At 34.7% G+C, this 23778-nt stretch carries 25 protein-coding genes and 3 pseudogenes; 5 read left to right on the top strand and 23 right to left on the bottom strand.

Annotated elements, in window-relative coordinates; translation table 11 throughout:
- Positions 1-638: 638 nt before the first annotated feature.
- The 3 genes and pseudogenes from WAZ07_RS10760 to WAZ07_RS10750 form a co-directional block, all read right to left on the bottom strand.
- The gene (locus tag WAZ07_RS10760) at positions 639-1067 is read right to left on the bottom strand and encodes a hypothetical protein (protein ID WP_336472439.1); all 429 of its coding nucleotides are present in this window, start codon (positions 1065-1067) and stop codon (positions 639-641) included.
- A gap of 118 nt (positions 1068-1185) precedes the next feature.
- Positions 1186-2391, bottom strand: coding sequence for an LVIVD repeat-containing protein (locus tag WAZ07_RS10755; RefSeq protein ID WP_336472438.1), 1206 nt, complete (start codon positions 2389-2391; stop codon positions 1186-1188).
- A gap of 297 nt (positions 2392-2688) precedes the next feature.
- Positions 2689-3057 (bottom strand): annotated as a pseudogene (locus tag WAZ07_RS10750) (ArpU family phage packaging/lysis transcriptional regulator); the annotation flags it as partial.
- A gap of 316 nt (positions 3058-3373) precedes the next feature.
- Between WAZ07_RS10750 and WAZ07_RS10745 the strand changes: the two are divergent.
- Complete coding sequence (locus tag WAZ07_RS10745) at positions 3374-3586, top strand: hypothetical protein (RefSeq protein ID WP_336472437.1); 213 nt, start codon at positions 3374-3376, stop codon at positions 3584-3586.
- 45 nt (positions 3587-3631) lie between these two features.
- Here WAZ07_RS10745 and WAZ07_RS10740 read toward each other — a convergent pair whose 3' ends face one another.
- Entirely contained in the window at positions 3632-3943 is a 312-nt protein-coding gene (locus WAZ07_RS10740; protein WP_396547581.1) for a hypothetical protein, read from the bottom strand.
- 162 nt (positions 3944-4105) lie between these two features.
- Between WAZ07_RS10740 and WAZ07_RS10735 the strand changes: the two genes are divergently transcribed.
- Positions 4106-4417 (top strand): hypothetical protein, encoded by a 312-nt coding sequence (locus tag WAZ07_RS10735; protein WP_336472436.1) that lies wholly within the window; start codon positions 4106-4108, stop codon positions 4415-4417.
- A gap of 661 nt (positions 4418-5078) precedes the next feature.
- Here the strand turns inward: WAZ07_RS10735 and WAZ07_RS10730 are convergent.
- From WAZ07_RS10730 to WAZ07_RS10715, 4 genes and pseudogenes are all read right to left on the bottom strand, one after another.
- The gene (locus WAZ07_RS10730; protein WP_336472435.1) at positions 5079-5270 is read right to left on the bottom strand and encodes a DUF3954 domain-containing protein; all 192 of its coding nucleotides are present in this window, start codon (positions 5268-5270) and stop codon (positions 5079-5081) included.
- Positions 5271-5348: 78 nt separating this feature from the next.
- A pseudogene (locus WAZ07_RS10725) lies at positions 5349-5435 on the bottom strand (cell division protein SepF); the annotation flags it as partial.
- Between the two features lie 7 nt (positions 5436-5442).
- Complete coding sequence (locus WAZ07_RS10720; RefSeq protein WP_336472434.1) at positions 5443-5919, bottom strand: coproporphyrinogen III oxidase; 477 nt, start codon at positions 5917-5919, stop codon at positions 5443-5445.
- 148 nt (positions 5920-6067) lie between these two features.
- Complete coding sequence (locus WAZ07_RS10715; RefSeq protein WP_336472433.1) at positions 6068-6802, bottom strand: MerR family transcriptional regulator; 735 nt, start codon at positions 6800-6802, stop codon at positions 6068-6070.
- Between the two features lie 180 nt (positions 6803-6982).
- Between WAZ07_RS10715 and WAZ07_RS10710 the strand changes: the two genes are divergently transcribed.
- A complete protein-coding gene (locus WAZ07_RS10710) occupies positions 6983-8566 on the top strand; it encodes a bifunctional metallophosphatase/5'-nucleotidase (protein WP_336472432.1) in 1584 nt (527 codons plus the stop codon).
- 46 nt (positions 8567-8612) lie between these two features.
- Here the strand turns inward: WAZ07_RS10710 and WAZ07_RS10705 are convergent, their stop codons facing one another.
- Both WAZ07_RS10705 and WAZ07_RS10700 read right to left on the bottom strand, forming a co-directional pair.
- Positions 8613-8852, bottom strand: a complete 240-nt coding sequence (locus WAZ07_RS10705; protein ID WP_154709338.1) for a DUF896 domain-containing protein — start codon at positions 8850-8852, stop codon at positions 8613-8615.
- A gap of 45 nt (positions 8853-8897) precedes the next feature.
- On the bottom strand, positions 8898-9554 hold the full coding sequence (locus tag WAZ07_RS10700; RefSeq protein WP_242221528.1) for a YneB family resolvase-like protein: 657 nt from the start codon (positions 9552-9554) through the stop codon (positions 8898-8900).
- Between the two features lie 141 nt (positions 9555-9695).
- Between WAZ07_RS10700 and lexA the strand changes: the two genes are divergently transcribed.
- Entirely contained in the window at positions 9696-10316 is a 621-nt protein-coding gene (gene lexA / locus WAZ07_RS10695; protein ID WP_336472431.1) for a transcriptional repressor LexA, read from the top strand.
- 24 nt (positions 10317-10340) lie between these two features.
- On the opposite strand, the gene WAZ07_RS10690 is transcribed toward lexA, so the two are convergent.
- The 3 genes from WAZ07_RS10690 to WAZ07_RS10680 are packed head-to-tail and all read right to left on the bottom strand — an operon-like array spanning position 10341 to position 12025.
- On the bottom strand, positions 10341-11159 hold the full coding sequence (locus WAZ07_RS10690; protein WP_336472430.1) for a DUF4097 family beta strand repeat-containing protein: 819 nt from the start codon (positions 11157-11159) through the stop codon (positions 10341-10343).
- 5 nt (positions 11160-11164) lie between these two features.
- Complete coding sequence (locus WAZ07_RS10685) at positions 11165-11710, bottom strand: HAAS signaling domain-containing protein (protein ID WP_336472429.1); 546 nt, start codon at positions 11708-11710, stop codon at positions 11165-11167.
- A 3-nt stretch (positions 11711-11713) separates the two neighbouring features.
- A complete protein-coding gene (locus tag WAZ07_RS10680) occupies positions 11714-12025 on the bottom strand; it encodes a PadR family transcriptional regulator (protein ID WP_336472428.1) in 312 nt (103 codons plus the stop codon).
- A gap of 223 nt (positions 12026-12248) precedes the next feature.
- Here WAZ07_RS10680 and WAZ07_RS10675 point away from each other — a divergent pair, with 223 nt between their 5' ends.
- Positions 12249-13076, top strand: a complete 828-nt coding sequence (locus WAZ07_RS10675; RefSeq protein WP_336472581.1) for a peptidoglycan-N-acetylglucosamine deacetylase — start codon at positions 12249-12251, stop codon at positions 13074-13076.
- A gap of 101 nt (positions 13077-13177) precedes the next feature.
- Here the strand turns inward: WAZ07_RS10675 and WAZ07_RS26220 are convergent.
- From WAZ07_RS26220 to WAZ07_RS10630, 10 genes and pseudogenes are all read right to left on the bottom strand, one after another.
- Positions 13178-13264 (bottom strand): annotated as a pseudogene (locus WAZ07_RS26220) (hypothetical protein); the annotation flags it as partial.
- Between the two features lie 285 nt (positions 13265-13549).
- Positions 13550-15352 carry an ABC transporter ATP-binding protein gene (locus WAZ07_RS10670; protein WP_336472427.1) on the bottom strand — a complete coding sequence of 601 codons (1803 nt, stop codon included), beginning with the start codon at positions 15350-15352 and terminating at the stop codon, positions 13550-13552.
- A 13-nt stretch (positions 15353-15365) separates the two neighbouring features.
- Positions 15366-16553 (bottom strand): nucleotidyltransferase domain-containing protein, encoded by a 1188-nt coding sequence (locus tag WAZ07_RS10665; RefSeq protein WP_336472426.1) that lies wholly within the window; start codon positions 16551-16553, stop codon positions 15366-15368.
- A 21-nt stretch (positions 16554-16574) separates the two neighbouring features.
- A complete protein-coding gene (locus WAZ07_RS10660) occupies positions 16575-17027 on the bottom strand; it encodes a lasso peptide biosynthesis B2 protein (RefSeq protein WP_336472425.1) in 453 nt (150 codons plus the stop codon).
- A 39-nt stretch (positions 17028-17066) separates the two neighbouring features.
- Positions 17067-17366 carry a lasso peptide biosynthesis PqqD family chaperone gene (locus WAZ07_RS10655; RefSeq protein ID WP_336472424.1) on the bottom strand — a complete coding sequence of 100 codons (300 nt, stop codon included), beginning with the start codon at positions 17364-17366 and terminating at the stop codon, positions 17067-17069.
- A 3-nt stretch (positions 17367-17369) separates the two neighbouring features.
- Positions 17370-18296, bottom strand: coding sequence for an HPr kinase/phosphorylase (locus WAZ07_RS10650; RefSeq protein ID WP_336472423.1), 927 nt, complete (start codon positions 18294-18296; stop codon positions 17370-17372).
- 158 nt (positions 18297-18454) lie between these two features.
- The gene (locus WAZ07_RS10645) at positions 18455-18610 is read right to left on the bottom strand and encodes a paeninodin family lasso peptide (protein WP_139207593.1); all 156 of its coding nucleotides are present in this window, start codon (positions 18608-18610) and stop codon (positions 18455-18457) included.
- A 14-nt stretch (positions 18611-18624) separates the two neighbouring features.
- Positions 18625-20565, bottom strand: coding sequence for a lasso peptide isopeptide bond-forming cyclase (locus WAZ07_RS10640; protein ID WP_336472422.1), 1941 nt, complete (start codon positions 20563-20565; stop codon positions 18625-18627).
- Positions 20566-21672: 1107 nt separating this feature from the next.
- Complete coding sequence (locus tag WAZ07_RS10635) at positions 21673-22017, bottom strand: helix-turn-helix domain-containing protein (RefSeq protein ID WP_090913074.1); 345 nt, start codon at positions 22015-22017, stop codon at positions 21673-21675.
- 603 nt (positions 22018-22620) lie between these two features.
- Entirely contained in the window at positions 22621-23772 is a 1152-nt protein-coding gene (locus tag WAZ07_RS10630) for a DegT/DnrJ/EryC1/StrS family aminotransferase (RefSeq protein ID WP_336472421.1), read from the bottom strand.
- Between the last annotated feature and the right edge of the window lie 6 nt (positions 23773-23778).

The raw sequence follows: 23778 nt of genomic DNA, 5'->3' as shown, positions 1-23778 counted from the left end.
TTATCTTTAAACATTACACCTGGAATAATACAAATATTTTCTCCATCACAATGAAATTTTATAGGCTTTTCAATATACCAAATATCTGGACAATTACAATACAACCGTTACATCTACGTATCGTTCTAATTCTTTTAGTATTCGATTTGCATTTCTAATGCCAACCATATCATGTACAAGCATTAAGTGCCTTCGCTTTGCAAACTTTAACTTACAAATTTTAGATAAAATCTCATTCCCTACTAGACTTTATCCTATGCTATTTTGTTTTCTTCTATTAATAAATATATATGTGTATAAAAAATAGGAGTAGCTTTTTATCGCCATCTCCTACATCAAGTCGAAAAATATGCAATTTGAGTATATGACGTGAGATAAATTGGCGCAAATAGATAAAAACTCATTTCCCTATGCGAAAATGATATTTTAGAAGGGGTCACCTTGCATTGCCATCAACTTAAGAATTTAGAATTACCCTAAAACAATTTTTTTGTAAATTACTCAATTTTATCGTTTTGGGGCAGTATACTTTTGTTAACCTGATAGCGATGTTTTGAAAAAAGTTATACAGTTTAGTTTCTTTTTCATTAAAGAATTCTTTATGAGTTTTAATCAAAATTTTTTATAAATATAAAAGATTAAATAGACCAAGTATATGTGAAATAATAATTTTCCCAAGCATCCGTAATTTGTACGTTATAATACGCGCCTCTCATACCAGTAAATCTTGCATTTCCATTATAATATGGCCAACTATAAGTCTCAGTGAATGATTTCCAACTAGTACAGCTATTTGTACCAGCAGTGCATAATCTTACTTGTATTGCTCCTACATTCGCTGGTTTTATAGGTCCAGTTCCATCTTTATGATATCTATTAACACCATTAATCCAAATTGTTTTGTCTCCTGATGCCCAAACAGTACCAATTGTTTTTGTTCCCCACTGTGTAGTAAATCTCCCCATGTCCGCTGCTGATGCGTTTTGTAGTGGTGAAATAAACAAAAAACCTAATACCATCATTCCTATAATTCCCACAATTGATATCATTTTTTTGATTTTCCCCACGTAATTCTCCTCCTTTTTAAACATAGTTCATGCGAACTAATTCGTATGTCACAATGATAATTATATATCGGGAATTTGTAATTATTACCAAAACTAATTGTTTTATTTTAAAAACGTTTTAGACTGGAGAAGGCGGAGTAAAAACAGCTAATCCAGTAGGAGCATGTAAAAAGCCTGAACCAAAAACACGTATAGGAATCGGAGGAACAATAGGATCTGAAGGAAGGGAATAAATCGATACCGTGTTAGCCAATTGATTTGCGATATAACAAGGATTAGGAGGGAAAACAGGGACAGGAGGGGCAATCACCAATCCCATAGGACCATTTAGCTCTCCAGCGCCAAATTCATCTACATGTACAGGATCAGTAGGAGTGAAAACATTATACCGTTCTACCGTACTATTGCTAAAATTTGAGACAAAAAGTGTATTACCATTAATCGCTAATCCAGTAGGGTCATGTAACTCCCCTTCACCACTAAATTCAATTACATGTACAGGAAACGAAGGATCGGAAATATCAAAAATTGATCCCGAATTAGCGAATTGATTTGCGACATAGAGAGTGTTACCGGTAATCGCCAATCCAAAAGGACCATTTAATCCTTCACCAAAATCCCCACCCTCTACATGTATAGGATCCGAAGGAACGGAAATATCATAAATGGATACCGTGTTAGCGAATTGGTTGGCGACATAGAGAGTATTACCGGTAATCGCCAATCCGGCAAGGCCAGTTAACTCTCCCATACCAAACTTCTTTACAAAATGCACAGGAGCTGGAGGGACGATAGGAGCCGGAGGAACGAAAATATCATAAATGGATATCGTGTTATCGAATTGATTTGAGACGTAAAGCGTGTTACCGGTAATCGCCAATTCGGTAGGACCATTTAACTCCCCTGCACCACCAAACTCCCCTACAAGTACAGGACTCGAAGGATTGGAGATATCAAAAATGGATACCGTGTTATTGTCACGACTTGATACAAAAAGAAACACAGGAGGAAGAGTAGCTAATAAATCCAGAACGTTTTCAAACTTGAACTCTAGTAACATTTCCTTTTTGATAACGTCACGAAGGGTTCTTTGCACACTGGAGTCGATAGCAAGAAGATTGGATATCGTAACTATCGGAGGGGAAAGAGTAGTTTTCCCCTCCGGTAATGTTCCTAAAACAAATTGAAGCTTTTCAGCCTCAGCATTGACAATATGAGCCAGAGCTAATTCTTCTAGGGCAATGGAACTTAAAAGCAATGGAATGGTCTGTGCAGTAGTAATAGAAATAGTAGGTGTTATATTGGGGATGTTAGGAAAAGACAATATACTCATCCTTTCTAGGAAACCTTCAAATCATCTGATTCTATGCATAGATAGGTCTCCTATTTTTGTGATTTAAACGTTCATAAACCTGCAAGTTCATGAACAAAGAATGTATGAGTTATTCTCTTCATTTTATGTAACAAGCGTTTGGATGACTGAGTACTTGTCCTACTGTAGACGTACATTCTTTGTTGGAAAAGCCCTTTTTATTTTATCTATGGAACACTTGCGGTATGGGTAGAAACACAGATTATCAATCCAATAGACTTCTTCTCAAACTATTTATAAAAAGCACTTCCGTTCATTCATTCCAATCTCGTTATAAACCATATAATCAAAGATTTCTTCATCTTCCAAGTAACGTTTTACAATTATGTCCCGTTGATTCTTGCTAAAACGACTTAATGTCTTATCCACTTGAAAAGATAGGCGTTGTAGCCTTTCTTCTCGCTTACTCAATTCTACATTTTCAAGAGCAACATCTTCAGCTGGATTACCTGCCACATTTGTTGGCCCGTGATATCTCACTTCACAAGAAGCTGTCACTTTCATTTCATTTCTAATCATGCCAAATTGTCTATAAATCCGAATACTTTCAAGAACTGCTTCTATACGATCTTGTGTAGCTTTACGATTAATTTTCGGTAAGAATGTTAACTGTTCCATATATAAAACACTCCTTGTCTATTTGATAACAAACAAAAAGCGGACACCAAACCAAAGAGCATGATTGCTGCTCTTTATAGTTTGATGTCCGCTGGTTCTTCCAGTAGGACTAAAAATTTTTCATTATTATACCATTCATAATAACAAATGTTGAATACCACTTACACTAAATGGCTGTCAAAATGCTATTTCCTTTTGTTTCAAAGGATTATTTTGTTGAGTTTCAATATGCAATATTGCATATTCTGTACTTTCAATCTTTATACATGCGATAATTTATTTATAAAAATAAAAGGTATTAGTAAGGGTGATTTATATGGACAAGTTCCGAAAGAAGATGATTAAATCTTTACAAACATTTTGGGGATGCTTAGCATTCGGTGTATTAATGTTTGCTATCTTCATAATTATGAATTTAACAGGCACACCTTTAAATACATTAGGCTGGAGAGACTGGCTAGGTTCTGCAGTAGGCGCAGCCATTTTATCTACTGGGATGTTTACTTTAAGTAAATTTGATTTAAAATAAATATTCCGTCAATACTGTAGACAACCCATTTCTGAACCTGAGCAGTTAGCCTTCTTTGCTAGCTGCTCTTTTTAATGCATATAATTCCTTCTTAAGCTCCTCAATGCGCTCATCCCTAATTTGGACGTCATCTCTTAAAAATTCATTTTCCTCTTTTAACTTCATTTTTTCATTAAACAATTGGCGATATTCATGTATCTTTAGAAGGCTTATTTCTTCCTGTAACTTTTTAATTGCGTTTATTGCCATAAAAGCAATATCTTGAGCTTCTTTTTCGTACTCTTCACGAGTCATCATTCCACCATCTAAATTACCTCTTAAGTGCCATAACTCTGATAATATTTTATCGACTCTCAATCTAGTCACCCCATTCCTCTACAAAATGAAATTTTCATTAATTTCCGCTATGTTTAAACATCTTCTCATAACAGAACAATAGTTAAGTAATTTGTTAAAATATCTATCGTGATTCACATATATTTGGTAATATATATAGAAATTATTTTAGGAGGTTTCGTTTTGAAAGCAGTCGTAAAAGCTTTAAAATGGACTACAGGTATCTTCCATCTTTTATTAATCCATTGCTATTTGCTTCAGGGACTTATTTACCTATACGGGATACCACTACTTGCAATAATCACCTTGCATATCATTACAATCTTATTAGCAAAAAAAGAAGGCATGAAAACCTATGCTAATTATATAGGCATTCTTACGGCTCTAGTTGCATTCTTTCCTTACATAGAAATTGTTTTGCATATTATAGCAGCGATCTTTCTTCTATTAGATGCCTCTTCCACGAATATAAAAGAAGTTAATGATTCATACTAATAAAGTTTTTATTCAGACTTACGCTTTACTTCTTCAATCAGCCAAGATACGATATTAAAATCATTAGCTTCAATTCGTTTCATATCCATTCTCCTTTCCTGACAAAATAGCGTTTTTGTTTAGTTTTCTCTAAATAGATTTACTGCATCTTTACAAACGGCGATACTGAACTCTCCCTCGATACATTCAACTGTAGTTTTAAAATAAAATTTGATCAAAACATTTTATAAATTTTAAAAACAGTGATAGTATTAAATGCAAACGATACGGAGGTGTTTATATTTGGAAAAAGAGGTAAAGAAAGGTCTAATTAAAGTTATATCCATAACTGTTGTAGGCTTTATTCTTATATTATTAGTTCCGTTTCTTTTTCAATATTTACCAGATTTTTAGTGAATTATTGAGAAATGACTTTTAAATTCAAATAACGATTTTGTTACAAATTCACCTTTTGAAGATATTCGGTTAGGAAACACCTACAGAATCCTTCTAAGAAAACGAGGTTTTGTTTGTACATACCTTCACCTCTTACAAATTCATCGGCACTACAAGTCCAAACTCGCCCATTACAGTGTTCCGCTTCACCACATGTATGCATTACTACTTTGTCACCTTTTTTAACATTGCTTATTCTCCTTTCCTACAAAATTCAAAATTGGTATCAAAGTAACTGTGTTTTCCGCTCATCAACACGAGTTACTTTTCCATTTTTATATACAAATGATTGTTCACCGTGTCCGCTGTTTGGTGGATCTATCTCATGGATTTGTCCATCTTTCACTACATAAATCTTGTTTTCTTTTAAATCTATTTCAGCTTTCATTTCTGCAATATTTCCTTTAATAATCCCCACTGAAACCACTCCCGTATACTATAATTACTTTATCGGAGTAAGTCGAGAGTAATCTCGGCTTTTTTATTTTGTGTAATCTCATAAATACTGCACAACATCTTCTGGGATAAATGTTTGTTCGACTGACAAGTAAAGCCGTATTGGAATCGGTTGTTTATTATCCCTTCCAAAATTAAATTCCAAAATGTAAAATATATCCTTCTTCACATTTCACTTTATAACATAACTTAACCAAAGATTGTAATTCTGCACACAGAGTATCTCGATTGAAAAATAGCTTTTCATATTCGCCATCATCACCATCAGTCCATTGAAATGATCCTGTAAGTTCCATTGTTTCAGGTGCTAATGAAAACAAATGAATTAGTGAACAAAATAAATTTACTGCTATATTTGCTCCTTCTTTCTCAATTTTAGTGATGCCATGATAATGAAGACCAAATCCATTCTCTCTTCTAGAAGGGTTATAAGTTGGAATCCAACGCAAGAAATCTATTATATATAAAATAAACTCATCACTTAAAATGACGTATTCTTCAACAGCTGTACCATCTTTATAAGAAAATCCCCTATTATTCCAAGAAAAATCTTCAGAACTTAACTCTCCCTTTTCATATGAAACAAAGATAAATTCATGTTGCATTGCCATAACATTCCTCCTCTCTTCTTAATTATATAACACCTGCTTTCTTTTCTTATCGTTTCGAACGCAATATTTTATCTAGCAATTAATAACCGTAAAAAAGGTCCTATCCTCCATTTGGAGAATAAGACCTTTCACCTTATAAGTGTACATTTTACTTCTTATTACGATCAGCATACACAGCCATTGCAACCTGCATAAACTTCGCTAATCCTTCACCGAATTGATCAATATTTTTTGTAAATCGTTCATCATCGACATACATTTGTCCTAAACCTTTAAACGCATCCAATGAGTAATGACCAAAATTCTGCAAATAGTTATACCATTCTTGAATTGCTTCTTGAGCCTGTTCTGATTCAGGTGAATCATTACGAAGTATTGCAAGCTTCCTATAAATCGCATTATATTCTTCTTGTTTCTCTTTCGTCATACTGCTCGCTGCTTTATTAGCCTTATCAACCGCTTCATTTCCCCATCTTTCACGTGCTTCTTGCTCATATGGATTTTGACTAAAATCAAAGCCCTCAAATTTTTCTTTGTTTGTCATTTGAATTTCTCCTTTCGAGTGTTGAATCGTCTTATCAATCGTCGAAATCACTTTGTCTAATCTAGAGCGCTTCTCAAGCAACATTTTACGATGCAAAACAAGTGCCTCTTGTCGATCAAATGAAGGATTATCGATAATTTCTTTAATTTTCTTTAAAGGGAAGCCAAGTTCTTTAAAAAATAGAATTTGTTGCAATGTCTCCAGATTATCATCGGAATAAAGGCGATAACCAGATTCGGTCGTCTCCTCTGGGGTTAATAACCCAATTTCATCATAATGATGCAGTGTGCGCACACTAATACCAACTAAATCTGCTACTTCTTTCACTTTCATTGTCATTGTTTTGCCCTCCCTTAGTACATACAATAAAGTATAACGTAACGTAAGAGTCAACACGAAAGGATAAAAAATTTCTAAAGTCGCAGTTGCATATATGTTTACTTCAAATGTAGATAATACATATGAAAACTAACTGTGATATTGCCTGCGAATGGATTATATAAAAGAAGGTTGATAACATTGAATCAAAACAACATTGTAAATGTAAGTATTTTATTAACGAGTGATATTCATGGTACGGTCTACCCGATACACTATCAAAATAACGAAAATGCAGAACTAGGACTAGCAAAGATTGCAACGCGCATTGCACAGGAACGCACCCAGAATGATCATGTTCTCGTAATTGATAACGGTGATTTCATACAAGGAACTCCGTTTACTTATTACTACACCAAATATATGCAGAATGAAGAACATCCAATGTCGATTATCGCCAATCATATCGGTTATGATGCAGCGATTATTGGAAATCATGAATTTAACTACGGAATGGACGTATTAAACAAAGCTGTTGCTCATGCAAATATGCCTTATTTAGCCGCTAATATTATGAATAAACAAACAAGGAAACCTTATTTTGGAAATCCATATATAATTAAACATATACATCCAGATATAAAAATTGCTGTTTTAGGAGTAACAACGCATTACATTCCAAATTGGGAACAGCCTCATCATATTGAAGATGTAATATTCGAAAATGCACTCGAAACAACAAAACAGTGGGTTTCCTATATTAAAGAGCAAGAGCAACCACATTTACTCATTGCTGCCTACCACGGCGGTTTTGAACGTGACTTACAAACCGGAGAACCAACAGAGATTTTAACAGGGGAAAATCAAGGATATGAAATGTGTCAAGAAATTGAAGAAATTGATATTTTATTAACGGGGCATCAACATCGCTATATTGCTCATACAAAAGTAAATGGTGTAACTGTTCTACAAACTGGATCCAATGGCCGTTCATTAGGGAAAATCTATGTCACTTTAACAAAGAATCAAAACCAGTGGATGATTGAAGAATGTCATTCTGAATTATTACCTATTGAAGGTATTCCAGCAGATGAGAAGGTGCTTTCACTTGTGTCGACATATGAAGAGCGAACGCAAGAATGGTTAGACCAACCTATTGGCTCCATTATTGGTGATATGTTGATTCACGATGCGATGCAAACTCGCTTACAAGATTGCGCCTTTATCGAATTCATAAATAAAGTACAGATGGATGTATCCGGAGTAGATATTTCATGTACAAGTCTGTTTCATAACGAATCTTCCGGCTTTCCAAACCAGATTACAATGAGAGATATTGTTTCAAATTATATTTATCCAAATACATTAAAAGTTGTTCGCGTTACAGGAAAAGATATAAAAGAGGCACTTGAGTTAACTGCTGAATATTTCTCGTTAGATACAGATAGAAATATCATTGTAAACCCTGCATATATAGAACCAAAACCGCAGCATTATAATTACGATATGTGGGAAGGCATTTCATACATATTAAACATTTCAAAACCAGTAGGGGAAAGAGTCGTTTCCCTACAATATAAAGGCGCTCCTATTCACTTTCATCAAGAGTATGACGTTGTCATGAACAATTACCGTGCAAGCGGTGGCGGAAATTATGCTATGTATCAAAATAAGCCCATTATAAAAGATATACCAATTGATATGTCTGAGCTCATTGCAAATTACATATTAGAACGAAAGACAATCGAAGCGACAACGAATCATAATTGGAAAGTTGTTACATAACGAATTTTCCTATCAAACTAAAAAAAAGATGGGCTGCGCCCATCTTTTAATTTAATTTTGCTTTATCTTGTTTTTTTAATTCTTTTAACTTCTTCGGCGTAACGTCTTTACCTTCTTCATTAACGACTTTGATTGATTTCAATTCGTTTAACATATTTTGACGAAAGCCTTTTAAATATTGTTCACGGAGTGATTGACGCTCACGTTGCTCCTCTTCCGTTAAACCTTCTGCTTTTGCTTTTTTCGCTAAGAAATTAATGCGTTCAATGAGTTCGTGACTTAGCATCTCGAATCCCCTTTCTACTACAAACTGATTATTATCATACAATAGTTACTCTTGTTTATCAAGCAATTGCTTCGTATATTCCACATACCGGCGATGTACCGTCGCTTTTGATACATCATGACCAAAACCACGGAGCGTTGCTGCAATTTCTTCAAATGTTAACTCATTGCGGCGCAGACGAACAATCTCTTCAATAGGTACTTCTTTTTTCTCACGACCTGTGCTTAAATGCCGATTCTTCAAGTTTTTTTCGGGACGAAATCCATTTTCTACAGCTCGTTTCATTCCTCGTTTAATCTTTAAATTATGAATCTTTCTCTGGTATTCTTCTACTATACCAATAATATCAAGCACCATTGAATCTGAATCAGAAAGCTGCAATTCGCCATTATGTGCATGTGTATATACTTTTACTCCTTCTTTATTCAAACAATGCATTAAGGCAATTTTCGCATTCCCTCTTCCAAGACGCGTTTCATCTTGAATAAGGAGTACATCAACATGTTCATCACGAATGACATCTAGCACTTCTAAAATCCCATCTCGTTCGATACTATATCCGCTCGCTTTCTCTTCTACTACTCTTACAACATTCATGTCATACTGCCTAGCTAAATGCAATAATTCATCTTTTTGACGTACTAATGATGTTTCTTGCGCTTCTTTCGTTGTGCTCACACGTGCATAAATAATCGCATTCATTTCATACCCTCTTCTCTATCTCGCCTTTTACATCATATTTTACCATAAACGCAGCTTTTATTCGAACTTACGTTTGTAGAATGTTTTCTTGCATGTTATAATACAAATAAGAAAATTTATAGAAAACGAGGTGTGAAAAATATGGAGAAGTTAACGAAACGGCAACAAGACATTCTTGACTTCATTAAACAAAAAGTACAAGAAAAAGGTTATCCACCTTCCGTACGTGAAATCGGTCAAGCAGTCGGCCTTGCTTCTAGCTCTACTGTGCACGGACATTTATCTCGCTTAGAGGAAAAAGGATACATTCGCCGCGATCCAACAAAACCGAGAGCGATTGAAATTTTAGGAAACGACAATATCCAATCAGCTACGCAACCAGTCGTTCACGTACCGATTGTCGGAAAAGTTACAGCCGGCTTACCAATTACAGCAGTTGAAAGTGTAGAAGAACATTTTCCACTTCCAGCGAATCTCGTTTCAGGCTCAGATCAAGTATTTATGTTACGAATTTCTGGAGACAGTATGATTGAAGCAGGGATTTTTGACGGAGACTTAGTTGTTGTTCGCCAGCAGCAATCTGCATACAATGGTGAAATCGTTGTCGCCTTAACAGAAGACAACGAAGCTACGGTAAAACGTTTTTACAAAGAAAAAGATCATTTCCGCTTACAGCCAGAAAACTCTTCTTTAGAACCTATTATTTTAGATAACGTTTCTGTTATTGGAAAAGTAATTGGTGTCTATCGTCATTTACATTAAAAACAGACCAAATTTGGTCTGTTTTTAATTCGCTTCGATTGTCACAGAGCCGGCTGCTGTTTTCCCTTTAATCTGTATCTTTCCATTGCCTAAAGTAATTTCTTTATTTTCTTTCCCGAAAATCTGAACATCTCCTGCATGAGAAGCTCCTTTCACAACAGCATCTTTCGGCATTTCCTGCAGCTGAATACTGACATCTCCTGCTGCCGAATCCGCCTCAACACTATACTCTGGATTATGCTGCGTTATCTCTACACTTCCTGCCGCTGCCTCTGCATGCACTTTCCCTTCCACTTTATGAAGAACAACCTCTCCCGCACTAGATGACACTTTTACATTTTGCGCTTTCATTTCCTTCATTTCCACATCGCCCGCTGCTGAATGCACAGATATATCTTCGCCTTGAATATCTTGCACATGAATCGTTCCCGCTGCTGTCTTTGCTTCAATTTTATTATATACACGTTCAGGCACAATAACTGTAAGGCTTTCATCTTTCAAATCAAATGAAAAAAAAGAAAAATCGAATATATGCCTCTTTTTCGTTTTCACTTCCACTTGTAGCATTTCACCGTTCTCGTTTACGTCTAATTTTCGCTTTTCCTGATCGCCGCTATACCGAACCTCAAACAAATCAGTCTTACCTTTTTCAATCACAACATCTCCAACATCTGTGTCAACATGAATGTTTTTAATTTGCTCATTTTTAAATTGTTTCTGTTCCAATTTCTTTGTTTCTGCTGATCCATTTGCAGTTTTCATAAAAAAGGCTGAACTTGTAAAAAATAAACCGATTCCCCCAACTGCAATACAAATAATTGCTATCAGCACAATTTTTTTCATCTTATCTACTCTCCTTTAATTACTTTTAAATTCCAATATGCGTACTTAACAAAAAGTGTTTTAAACCAAATCGTACAATAATACGCAGCAATCCCTAAAAGTAAACCAACACCGAAGAGTATAATAATGGCAAATACATCAGATAAAATAAAAATTTGAGCGAAAACAATTTTTGTTAACAGAAGAAGTGGTGATAAAACAAATACAACACCAACTGCCCAAAGCGTTAAAATAAGACTCCCAATCGCTAGTAACGGACCTAACACAACAACCAAATTTAAAAAACTGAGTCCAATAATTGCTACAATTGCTCTTGCCAAGTTAGAAAAAGTTGGATTATGCTTCACCTGCTCTATACGATGAGACGCTAACGTTTCCTTAGCAATTGCCTTAGGGAAACCAAGTGCTTTTATAATTTCTTCCTCTGTTTTCCCTTCTTCCATTCCAAATTGAAAATGTTCCTCGTAGTCATATAAAATATCATTCCGCTCTTCTTCTGGTAACTTCCTAAGATGTTCTGATAATTCTTGAAGAAATTTCTCTTTAGTCATCCCTTACACCTCTTCAATAATTTCTTGTACTCCCCTTGCAAAATCACGCCATTCTGTCACAAGTGCATTGAGCTGATCTGCTCCTTGATTTGTTAACTGATAATACTTACGCGGAGGCCCTTCCGATGATTCTCTTAAATATGTCTGAAAGTATCCTTCTTTCGTTAAACGACGTAACAAAGGATACACTGAGCCTTCAGATATTAAAAATTTATTTGAAATTTGCTGCACTAACTCATAGCCATAGCAATCTCGTTTCCTTACAAGTGCAAGAACACAAAGCTCCAATACCCCTTTTTTAAATTGAACATTCAAAGGTAATCCTCCTCTCCATCCAGTACTGTTCAATGCAAGATACCTTATTAATTATAATATATCATTCAGTATTGAACATCACAAGGTACTATTCCGTTTTTTTACAAAATAGAGAAAATCCCTCTCATTGAGGAATTCTTCATTCTCTCCTAACCAAACTACAATTATTGACATATAAAAGTTTTAAAGAGATTGTTATCTTTTCTAAGGAGGTATTTTAATGATGTACGATTTTTATCCAAACCAAATAGTAGTTCCCTTTCAATATGTTCCTTATTATAATATTCCATGCGACACTTCCTCTGTAAAAATTCCTTACCCACTTGTTCAAAATACATTTTATCCTTTAAATTACGTGGAGACCGTTCCTATCTCACAAAAGAGTTCAACAGTCAGGGGCTCATGGACTCCTTTTTCATGGGTAGAAAAATATGCATATGCGTTTGCAGGACCTTATAACAAGGCCGAAGTTGCTCTCACATTCGATGATGGTCCAGATACTCTCTACACTCCTCAAGTATTAGATAAATTGAAAAAACATGGTGTAAAAGCGACGTTTTTTCTATTAGGTGAAAATGCTGAAAGATATCCTAAAGTTGTAGAACGGATTGTTAACGAAGGGCATATCGTGGGAAATCATACTTATAATCATCCTAATTTAATAAAAGTAGGTGATAAACAATATCATGAACAGGTTTTAAATACAGAAAAAATATTACAAAAGCTAACCGGATACTCCCCTAAATTCTTCCGGCCTCCTTATGGAATTATAAATGAAAATCAAGTGAAGTGGGCTACCGAACAAAACTTTATGATTATTCAATGGAGTGTAGATACATTAGATTGGAAAGGCTTAAATGCCAAAGAAGTTACTAACAAAGTATTAGGGAATGCTTTTCCTGGAAGTATCCTCTTGCAACACACTGCACCAGGGGGGAATTTACAGGGGTCCGTAGACGCTCTCGACCGATTTATTCCTGACCTTACATCTAACGGAGCACGGTTCGTGACTCTCCCCAAAATGTTTAATACTTCAAAGCAAAGACTATAAAGTAAACTTTCCATCAAGAAAAAGTGGTTTACCCACAAAAATAAAAACCCCTCAACACGCTGCATGTTGAGGGGTCGGGTCTCTTAGTAAAGAGTCATATATTAATCGCGTTCCCATTGATGAACTTGCGTACGGAACATATCCCATTCAATTTCTTTCACTTTAATGAAATGTAAATGGACACCTAACGTACCGCAACTTACTTCACCTACTGTTTTTCATTTCATACCTATACTAATATAGCTCGTAAATCAACTATATATATTCATTTTAATTTCTCGACCTGCTATGCAGAATACAATATGTACTCCTTTTGTTTTAAACATTGCATGTGGCAGGAAAAGGCCCTAACCGTTTCTATGCGCGGCCAAATGCTCTCGTCCCTCCCTTAAAAAGAAAGGAGGTTTTTATGTCGGTTTTTCAATTTGTATTTATTTAGTTCTGTCAAGACGTGCTACTAATACCTACTATCTCTAGACGCTAACTTCTACCTGATTTCCTAACAGTTTACTAAACATACCTCTTTCTTCTTTTGCCAATTGGACAAAGGCTCCTTTTTGAACGATTTCTCCCTTGTCTATTACAAGCACTTGATCAGCATTGCGTATCGTTGATAAACGGTGGGCAATAACGATAATAGTCATCTTTCCTTTTAATCTTTCTAGAGCAGTTTGAATTTTCGCTTCATTTTCCGTATCTAACGCACTTGTCGCTTCATCTAGCACTAGAATCGAAGGTTTTCTTAAAATAGCTCGTGCTAGTACAAGCCGTTGTCGTTCCCCTCCAGAAAGCCTAACTCCGCGATCTCCAATGAATGTATCAAGCCCTTGCGGAAGTCTTCGTACAAATTCAGCAGCTGCCGAAAATTCCAGCGCCTCCCAAATTTGTTCTTCACTTGCATTTGGTTCAATCATTAACAAATTTTCTCTTATGCTTGCATTGAATAAAAATGGATCTTGCGGAACATAACTAATAGATTTTCTTAATGACAATAAATTATCACTTGTGAGCGGAGTACCATCTATTAATATTTGTCCTTTTTCTGGCTGCATGAGTCCCATTAAAATATCAATTAAGGTACTTTTTCCAGCTCCCGAAGGACCGACAATAGCCGTCATGCAGTTGGAAGGTATCTCGAAATTGATATTTCGAAGAGCATATAAGGATTCCTGCGAGTTGTAGCGGAAATACATATTCCGGCATTCAATTCCTTGTTCTATAGACATCGGTTTTACATCTTTGTATTGTCGTTCTATATCCTGCAGTTCCGCGGCTTTGTTGCATTCTTCCTGCAATTCGATTAAAGACTTAAAAGCAGGAACACTTGCAGCAAGTTGTTCCAGGTTAGACTGAATAGTTGTAAATCGCGGCCATAATCTAGAAAAAATAAGGATAATTAATATTAATTGCGCTGGCTGAGCTTGGAATAGTTTTACAGATGCAAAAACAAGAAATGCAATTAGAATAGACGATGTAACTTTATAAAAAAGTTGTGAGCTATTTTTCAATTTAATAAATGCCAGTTGCTCTTGCTCTATCTTTTGGCACCAAGTATGCAACCATGTATATCTAGACTCTTCCAACATATTACTTTTAATATCTTTAACTCCATTAAAATAGTCTGTTATACCCCCAAGATAACTTCTGGCTATCTCAGATGTTCGATTTCCTAGCGCTCTTGATTTTTTTATAAAATGTCTAGAAAAATAGGCAAGTACTAAACCAGCGAATAGTACAAAAATTGTAATCTTTACAGATAACCATAAGGCGATTCCAAACTGTATTAGTGTAAAAATAAGAGCAGTTAACATCTGAAAAAATAAATTTGTTCCATTTACAACGCGTCCTAATTCATCGGTCATTGCACTGATAAGATCAGACTTCCTCTTTTTCACAAAGAAAGTCCAATTAGCCTGTAATAAAGCACGATAAATTTCCAATCTTATATGATTTGTAAAATTTATAAGAATTTTTGTATTGCGAAGGGTAAGATTTTGCTGTAAGAGGGACTGAGCTATTACCAAAAAGATATAAATGCCTAAAATAAGCAACAAACTTATTGTTTCAGGAATATTGTGCAGAAATTTAAACATCTCTGGAACTGGAGTTGAACCATTATTTACCTTTACAACTCCACTGATACTTATCATAGGAATTAATAAAAGAATTCCTATTCCCTCCAAAAGACTGACTAAAGCCATCCCTAATAAATTTATATACAATATTTTCCCAGAAAAAGAATGTAACTTCTTTGCAAAATATAAGAGATGTTCCACTATTTTGTCCTCCTCATGATAATTCGTGCTTTCTTACTCTTCTCCAGATGCATAAAATAGGACGTAAAGGAAAGTACAACATATGAAGTTGCTTAGGTAACGGCAATGTTTCAGCATCAATTGGATAGGGATAAAGACAACTCATAGTATATAAAAACTTTTGCTGATAAGACATTAATGAAAATAAGTGACGACTATGGTACATTGCTACATCATCTGGAACTGGATCTGTATGTAAGTTCACCATTCTTTCCAAATAAAATACTGCTTCCTGCGCTAACGTCTTCGGACGGTTTCCAGATAACAATGGTTCCACTTCTTCAATTAATGGAGTTTTTAGTAACTGCGAAGTTAAAAACAATGCTTGACCACCTACATGGAAGTAATAATTTTTCTTCAATAACTTAATAGTTTTTTCCCAATCAAGTTGTTGCTTTACAATTTGATTAATGTCTACTAACCAACGCAGCCTTGACCAGCCATGACGTGCACCATGAGAAACTAGAAATAAAAATAGATCCTCTCTACCTAAAATGTAAACAGGGGTACTAGTAAGAGAACTTATTCTCTTTCGATTCCATAGTTCCTCAAAATGTGGTTCCTTTCCTGGACCAGGATTTAATCTCCAATGAATTTCGATCTTAATGTTCTTCTGAGGATGAATATATGTTATATGATGATGTCTCCATTTCCAATCATTTAAAACGCTAACAATATAATCATCTTTAACATAGCCAAGGTTCAATAAAAGTTCTTCCGCTCTATCGAGATTATGTAAAGAAATGAGAACATCCAAATCGCTCGAGGTACGTAGAGAAATATCACCATAAAGATCATCAGCAAGTACAGGACCTTTTAAAACAAGGAGACAAATTTCGTTTTCAGCAAACAATTTACTCATATGTTCCATTTCTGCACTTAAATGAAGCATTTGAAATGTATTCATCTTAAAATATTGATGTAAAGTTTGTATGACATGTACAGGAACCAAATTTTCATCCAATTCTTTCATCTTTGGATAAATGAACGAATACACACGGTGATGAATCGTTAATTCGAGAAATTTATCCCAATCAATGTTTGCAAACCAAGCCTTATCGATTTCTTGCAGCTCCGCAGCAGTTTCTCTTTTCATGATTTCCAGCTGCAATTTGAGCTCCTTAGGCACACATTTTAAATCAAGCCCACAACTATTATGCATGATATTCTCCTTCAAGATTTTTTAACCAATTTTTCTAGCAAATTTACTAACTACAGTGAACCTCTTCATTTCTTCTGCTCCAGTAATATAAAAAGGACCGCTACGCAACCATGCATGAGCAATCATATTTCCGTTTTCATCCTTCGCAGTTCCTAAATATAGTGTACTCTCCATTTGTCGTCTCTCTAGCATTTTCATACCAGCTATTGCCCTTACAAGACACTTACTTTCCCAAAAGGTATGACGGCTCATAATATGTATTGCTTCGGAAATATCTCTCAATACGAATTTATTAGACTCATTATAACTTAAAGATGTTTCATCCATAGGAACGCCTAATGTAGGAGCAATCTTAGAGAATGGCATGCCTTTAAGAATACGAGCCCATCCCAAATAAATATAAGCCTCTATAAATAAAAATATTGTTTTCATATCTAATGAAAGAAACGTTCGTATCTTTTTTATTATATTCATACACACTTCCCTACTTCTTATCTAGGATAAAATACTAGACTACTCGGCTGCATCTTCTACGATTTCAACCAAAGCTTCATCTAACAAGAGCTCTAAAAAAGAAATAACTTGCTTTTCACATGTAGATTGATCTATCTCATACTCTTGCATTAATTCAGTAATCACTTTGGTAACCGATATTGGTTTCTCTATAAGCTCCCATATAGTTCCACCTACTTCACCTAAATTGTAGTATTTCCCATTAGAAATACTTAACATCACTTTTTCTCCATCCATATCACTTACTATATTCCCTGGGACTTGTGCAACAAATTGATTTAATAAAAGTTTTTTTGACATCACTTATTCTCCTTTATTTACAGTGTTTATTACTAGGTCAACTAGTTGCGGAGCACTAAATCCAGACAACGGTCGACTTAATCGATAAACAGCAAGCTTATTTACAATATTTGTAGAGATGTGAAAGTGCCAGTCCATTAATCCTAAACGTGGAATAATAAAATTACGATAAGTTTGACGGAAAATGGTATGTAAACGTTCAAGTTTTTCAACTTGTTGTATTTCAACTATTTCGTTCTCTGTCTTCACTAGTTCAAATACACCCGCAAGTGGTACTGGGGTAGAAAAGTAATGAGAAGAAACTGGGACACTATATTTATTTTCTCTACCATATATTGATTTATATTGACTTTTATCCATACCAAAATTATCAAGACTCTCTTGCCACAGCTTTTGCTGTGGATAAGATGGTGTGACAAAAGGAACATTCTCATGAGAAAGAGATACAGCGATTACATCATCACTTAGAAGTTTATATCCTCTCTTTAAAAAAGCTGAAGCCAACGTCGACTTTCCAGCACCTGACTCACCTACAAAAGCATATGCTTTTCCATCAATTACTACAGCACTGCCGTGCAGAGGAAGTATTTTGTTTTGCATCAATAACACACCCATACACGTTCCAAGAATATAGAGACGGACCAAACTATCATCTGCACCATCAAGTGGGCAAACTGTTATCCTTTTTCCCTCTTGAGCGGAAAAAAAGCCCACCTCAGGAACATAAAACATCACTTGATTATCTTTAACAACATGTTTAAATGGTGCATCTACTAATTCAGAGGGAAAACTCGATATATTATCAATTAGAATTTCAATGTCTATTGAAACCTCTTGTTCATTTATTTGATGTAATTCCGGCAAAGGAATATCACTTAAAATTTTGAAATCAAAGGCTTTATACATAACCTTTTTTTCAGTTTCTAGCATTATTTTCACTCCAATATATCCATGGTTAAATTAAAGACCTTTATACAATAAAAAAGTATAAAGGTCTTTTTAGCATATACAAACTTAAAAATAAGAACATTTTACGAAGTTTCATAGATACACATTCAGCAAGATAAATTGTATATGCTACTCCTTACTCAGCTAGTAAAGCGGTTCCAAGTATTAGGATCTTTTGGATCAACAGGGTGACCAGGGTTATATGCTTCATCAGTATATGGACCATAAACTGTTGAAGCCATTGTCATGTTAACATCAAGTACTTCTAATACAGGTTGTTGCCATTCCTTTTTCATATTCTCACCTCCTTTCAAGTAAATTGTTGAATAAATCGATAAACAATTAAGCTACGCATTAAAATCTTATAATCAGGATCGATTGCACGTTCTAAAAGAGGCCCCTCTTGAGCTTTTAATAGCGCTTTCTTTATTGCTTGACCATCTAAAAATTCTAAAGCTTTTTGGTCTGTACTCATTCGCTCTAATTCTTCTATAAACATATTCCAGTGCGGACTCATTCGATGAACCCAATCTGCTCCTTGTACACCTCGAATGTGTTGATTTAATCGTACTTTATCAGGCAAATACTTTTCGGTAGATCTACGAATCAACGCACGATCCAATCCATTTTGTACATATTGTTCTTCTGGTACAGATAAACAATAACGAATCACACGTATGTCATTACTTGGATCGCGTTTCCACAATGAATAGTGCAATGACAATTTTGTTGCCACTGTATTACTTGCATTCCAGTGAAACAACTCTTCAAAGTGACTTTTTCTTTGTTCATATATGTTCGCTGCAGAAAACCATCCCGTTTCATCAATTCCATATTCCCTAAGTTTATTAAACACATCCATCTTTTTTGCAAAATCCGGATTAATTACCATCGGAAATATATACGACGTATCTGATGAGAATAGTCGATCAATAGACGGAAATGCCAACCTCGCAATGAATGGTAACCTCCGCAATCGAGCTCCACCTACATTTTTACTATATTGATGCAATTCTTGGGCTAGGCGAATCCACTTTAGCCTTTTTAAAAGAAGAGCATAATAATCCAGAGCTGATCCCCATGATATAGATAGATTTCCTCTTCCACCATTTAAAAGGACTCCAACGTCTTCCTTGTAGCCTTCCTCAAACATTCCTTTCATCCAAAAAGAATTCTCAAAGAATTTATATGGCATCTCCATTATTCCGAGGAAATCCGTTATTTCAGAAAATGGATCCCTTCCCTTAAAATCTAAATAATTGTCTTCTATACCTCCTACATATCGTACCGTTTCTTTAATAAGCGGTCGCTCATCCGGCATTAGATGTTTAGGTGTAAAATCCTCAAAATCATTTGATGGTATGTAGCTAAATGTATGTAATGGTTTGTTTTCTTCACGTAAAACTTTGGCAGCAAAGCTCGCAATAGAACCCGAATCCAATCCTCCGCTTAACTGTGCTCCAACTTGTCGGTGAGTTCGTACTCGAGATGTAACAGCCTCTTGAAAAACTTCTTGAAATGCTTCTACATACTCTTCATTTGACTTTAAGCGAAGCTTTCTTTCTGGAACTAGCGTACAATATCTCGAAAGCGTTACTTTATTCCCAACTACTATAATGCTATGAGATGGTGGTACTTGTTCTATATTTTTATAAGGCGTTATAGTGGTATCGGCTACATCAACCATTCCACATATAGCCAAATATTCAGCAAGCCACTGTTCATTTAATTGCTTTTGAACGTAAGGTAAAGACAGCAATGGCTGTATTGTCGTACAAAAAGCAAATTGTTGTTGATTGGAGCAATAATACAGAGTTCGGCTCCCAGAAAAGTCTCTTGCTCCAAACATTTTTCGATTTCGCTCATCCCAAATCATAAAAGCAAAATCGCCTACCAAATACTTAGGAGCTTCTTCCCCCCACTTTTGATAGGAGAGCAAAATTAACTGACTATCTGTTATCTTTTTTCTATCAGCATAATCCACTTGTAACCTCTCGAATAACTCCTCACGATTATCGATTATAGCATCTGCTGTAATCGCCAATTTCCTTTCGTAATCATAAAAAGGCAATTGTTCACCAATAGACTCCGGTGTGATCCATTGTGCGTGACAGCCAAGGAAAACGCTTTCTTTGTGCCATATTTGAACATCATCAGCGGGATATTTTTGTAAATCCCTCATTAATCTAATGCCGTATTCAATCGGTATAGACTCGTTGTTAAAATGTAAAATTCCAGTTATAGCACTCATTTTTTCCTCCTGTTTTGCAGCAAATAAGTAAAATCCAATCGGATAATGTGAGACGTCTATCAATGAGGTTTTCTTCATCTCCACCTATTTTTTATGGATTCCTCAGAATCTGAAGGTAAGGATTACTGACATGGGATAAATAATCGCTAATATGTAATTAATCCTCTATATTATTATTGCTTATATTCGTTCTATTTAAAGAACGATTCTGTTTTGTTCAATAAATATCACAAATAAAATCTACGAACTGATTCTATACATATAATTTTTTATTATATTACTATTTTTGTTCTGTAAAAAGAACAATTACAAGATATAAATTATCATTTCCCTTTTGTTATGTCAATTCATATCCCATATTTTCAGCAAAAAAGTTTTTATCGCTGAAGTTCATTATAGAGAATTTTCGTCTCAAAAGTATATTTTATCCATTTCTTCAACCCTTTGGATATAGACTGGGTTAAGAATGTACATTCTCTTGTTTAAACGAATATATTTTCCTGAAGGTAAACATTTTGGTTTATCTTCGTTCTGTATAACGAACTTGTTTTCATTTTATATAATGATATTCTATTTGTAAATGTTTTTTTTATATAATTCAAAATAAATGTAACTACAGAACTATTCATCCCCCTTCTTTTTTGCAATTTAAATACTAGTATAATTATTTGAATATTTCGTATTATTTTTATAATCCACCCCTATAAAACGAAGGGTGAATTATAAAAATAAACTGAAAATTATATCAACGGGAGCTCAATCACATCTAAGTAGATATTTACCAGTAGTTTATCTCCCGCATAACTTCTTTATTTTCTTTCAAACTTTGAGATGGGGTAATACTGTTATGTTTCGTAAAAGCGCTTACAATCCTAGGTAAAAAAATAATTAGAATGTTACTGTCAACATAATAAACAAGCTGTACAGAACATGTATATACGAATAAAAAATTCGTGTCATCATAAGAGGAATTAGTCTTCATTGTTCTACTAAGTGATAATATTAGAGAATGAAAGGAAATCAATCTTTTTATGTGCAATTTTTAAATATAGATAAGCTACTTAACACATTTCATACCAAAATAACAAAAAAGAATAAACCATTTTTTTACTTATCTATCGCTGAATTCTGCCACTTAATAAAATCAATTAATATTTTATAATCCCCGAGCTTTTCTTTATTAATCCCTGCCTTTTTTAATTCATACACAAAATCAACCCACTCTTCTTCAATCTGCTGTTTTGTTTCCGTATTTGTTTTCGTTTCGAGTAATGTATTGAGATCTGCTTCTAATACCAACGCTATCTTTTCCATCACTTGAATAGATGGGTTCTGATTTATACTTCTTTCAATATTACTTAAATAGGATTTTGAAATTCCAGCCCTTTCTGCTAATTCGGATAAAGTAAGTCCCCTTTTCTTTCGAAATTGATAAATATTTCTCCCAATCATCCGTTTATAGTCCTCCCTCTATAAATGCTCCTTAGTCCTATTTTTCTATATCATATAATGTAAGGGAAACTATATAAATCCATTTTGATTTTTCGACATATAGATTGCTGCTATGCAGAAAAAAGAGGCACCTGCATATGTGACAGAAACAGCACCTGACCGCTTCTATACATGTTCAGATGCTTTCTCCCACCTAAATAAGAAAAGTTTTATGTCGATTTTTCAATTTGCACTTATATATTTCGTAAAAAACGTAAACTTATTAAGAAGTAGTAACGTAAAATAGATCATAAGTTGCACACCATTGAATATACACTTCCTTGTACTTATACAATTTAGCCAGGAGATTCAGTTCAGCATTATGTTTTCACTTTTAATATTTGCATACAAAAAGACAAAAAGCAATAAATATAATATTCATATATACTTATAACCATATTTTATACAGGGATTTCCTTTATATTCAATTAAAAGAAAAATTCACCAAAAGGAGGGCCTTCACGAAAAGAAGATAGATCCCTCTGCTTTTTCTCGTATTTAACCCCCTTTCGGGTAAAAAGAACCTTCTGAATTTACACACCTCATTCAGAAGGTTCTTTTATTTTATAAAAATTTTTTAATACATTGAATAACCCTTTGTTGCTCTATCTCTGTCATGTTGGAACTAGAAGGAAGACAAATACCCGTTTTAAATAATTGTTCAGCCACATGGTCATTTTCGCTATGAGAATAATATTTCATCCCTTCAAAAAGCGGTTGCATGTGAAGCGGCTTCCACACAGGACGAGCTTCAATATTCTCTTCAGCTAAAGCCTCCAATAATGATTGAATAGATATACCTGTTTCTTTTTCATCGATTGTTAAAGCTGTGAGCCAGCGATTCGACTGAGTATTTTCTAATTCAGGCATAAAGTAAAATCCAGGTATACTAGATAATTCCTGGTAATATCGTGCAAATATTAATCTTCTAGCCTTCACTCTATCTTCTAACACCTCTAATTGAGCTCTTCCAATACCAGCTAATATATTACTCATTCGATAATTATATCCCATCTCGCTATGCTGGTAATGCGGTGCTACATCCCTTGCTTGGGTTGCAAAAAAACGCGCTTTCTTTAATGCCTCAACGTCATCAGAAACAAGCATTCCTCCACCAGAAGTTGTAATAATTTTGTTGCCATTAAAAGAATAAATACCAAATTTCCCAAATGTACCACTGGCTTTTCCTTTATATGTAGAACCTAAAGATTCCGCTGCATCCTCAATAATAGGAACATTATATTTATTACATAAAGAACAAATCTCATCCATTTTTGCGCTCTGCCCATATAAGTTAACAGTGATAATAGCTTTTGGCAATTTACCTTCTTTATGAGCATCAGAAAGCGCACGTTCTAAAGCTTGCGGCGACATGTTCCATGTTTCTGGCTCTGAATCGATAAATACTGGTTCAGCCCCTAAATACATAATTGGATTGGCACTCGCTATAAAAGTAAGACTTGAACAAAACACTTTATCCCCTTTTTGAACATCTAATAACCGCAGAGCTAAATGGATAGCGGCAGTACCTGAACTAACCGCTGCAGCATCTCTAGTTCCAACAAAAGATGCGAGTTCTTCTTCAAAAGCATCCACATTTGGCCCAAGAGGAGCAATCCAGTTTGTATCAAAGGCATCTTGAATATATTTTTGTTCATTGCCGCTCATATGCGGAGTAGAGAGAAAGATTCGGTTTTTCTGTTGTGTTATTACCATTTTTAT

Source organism: Bacillus bruguierae, from assembly GCF_037104725.1.
Lineage (GTDB): Bacteria > Bacillota > Bacilli > Bacillales > Bacillaceae_G > Bacillus_A > Bacillus_A bruguierae.
The sequence above is the reverse complement of the archived record's forward strand: the minus strand, read 5'-3'. Positions and strand labels throughout refer to the sequence as shown.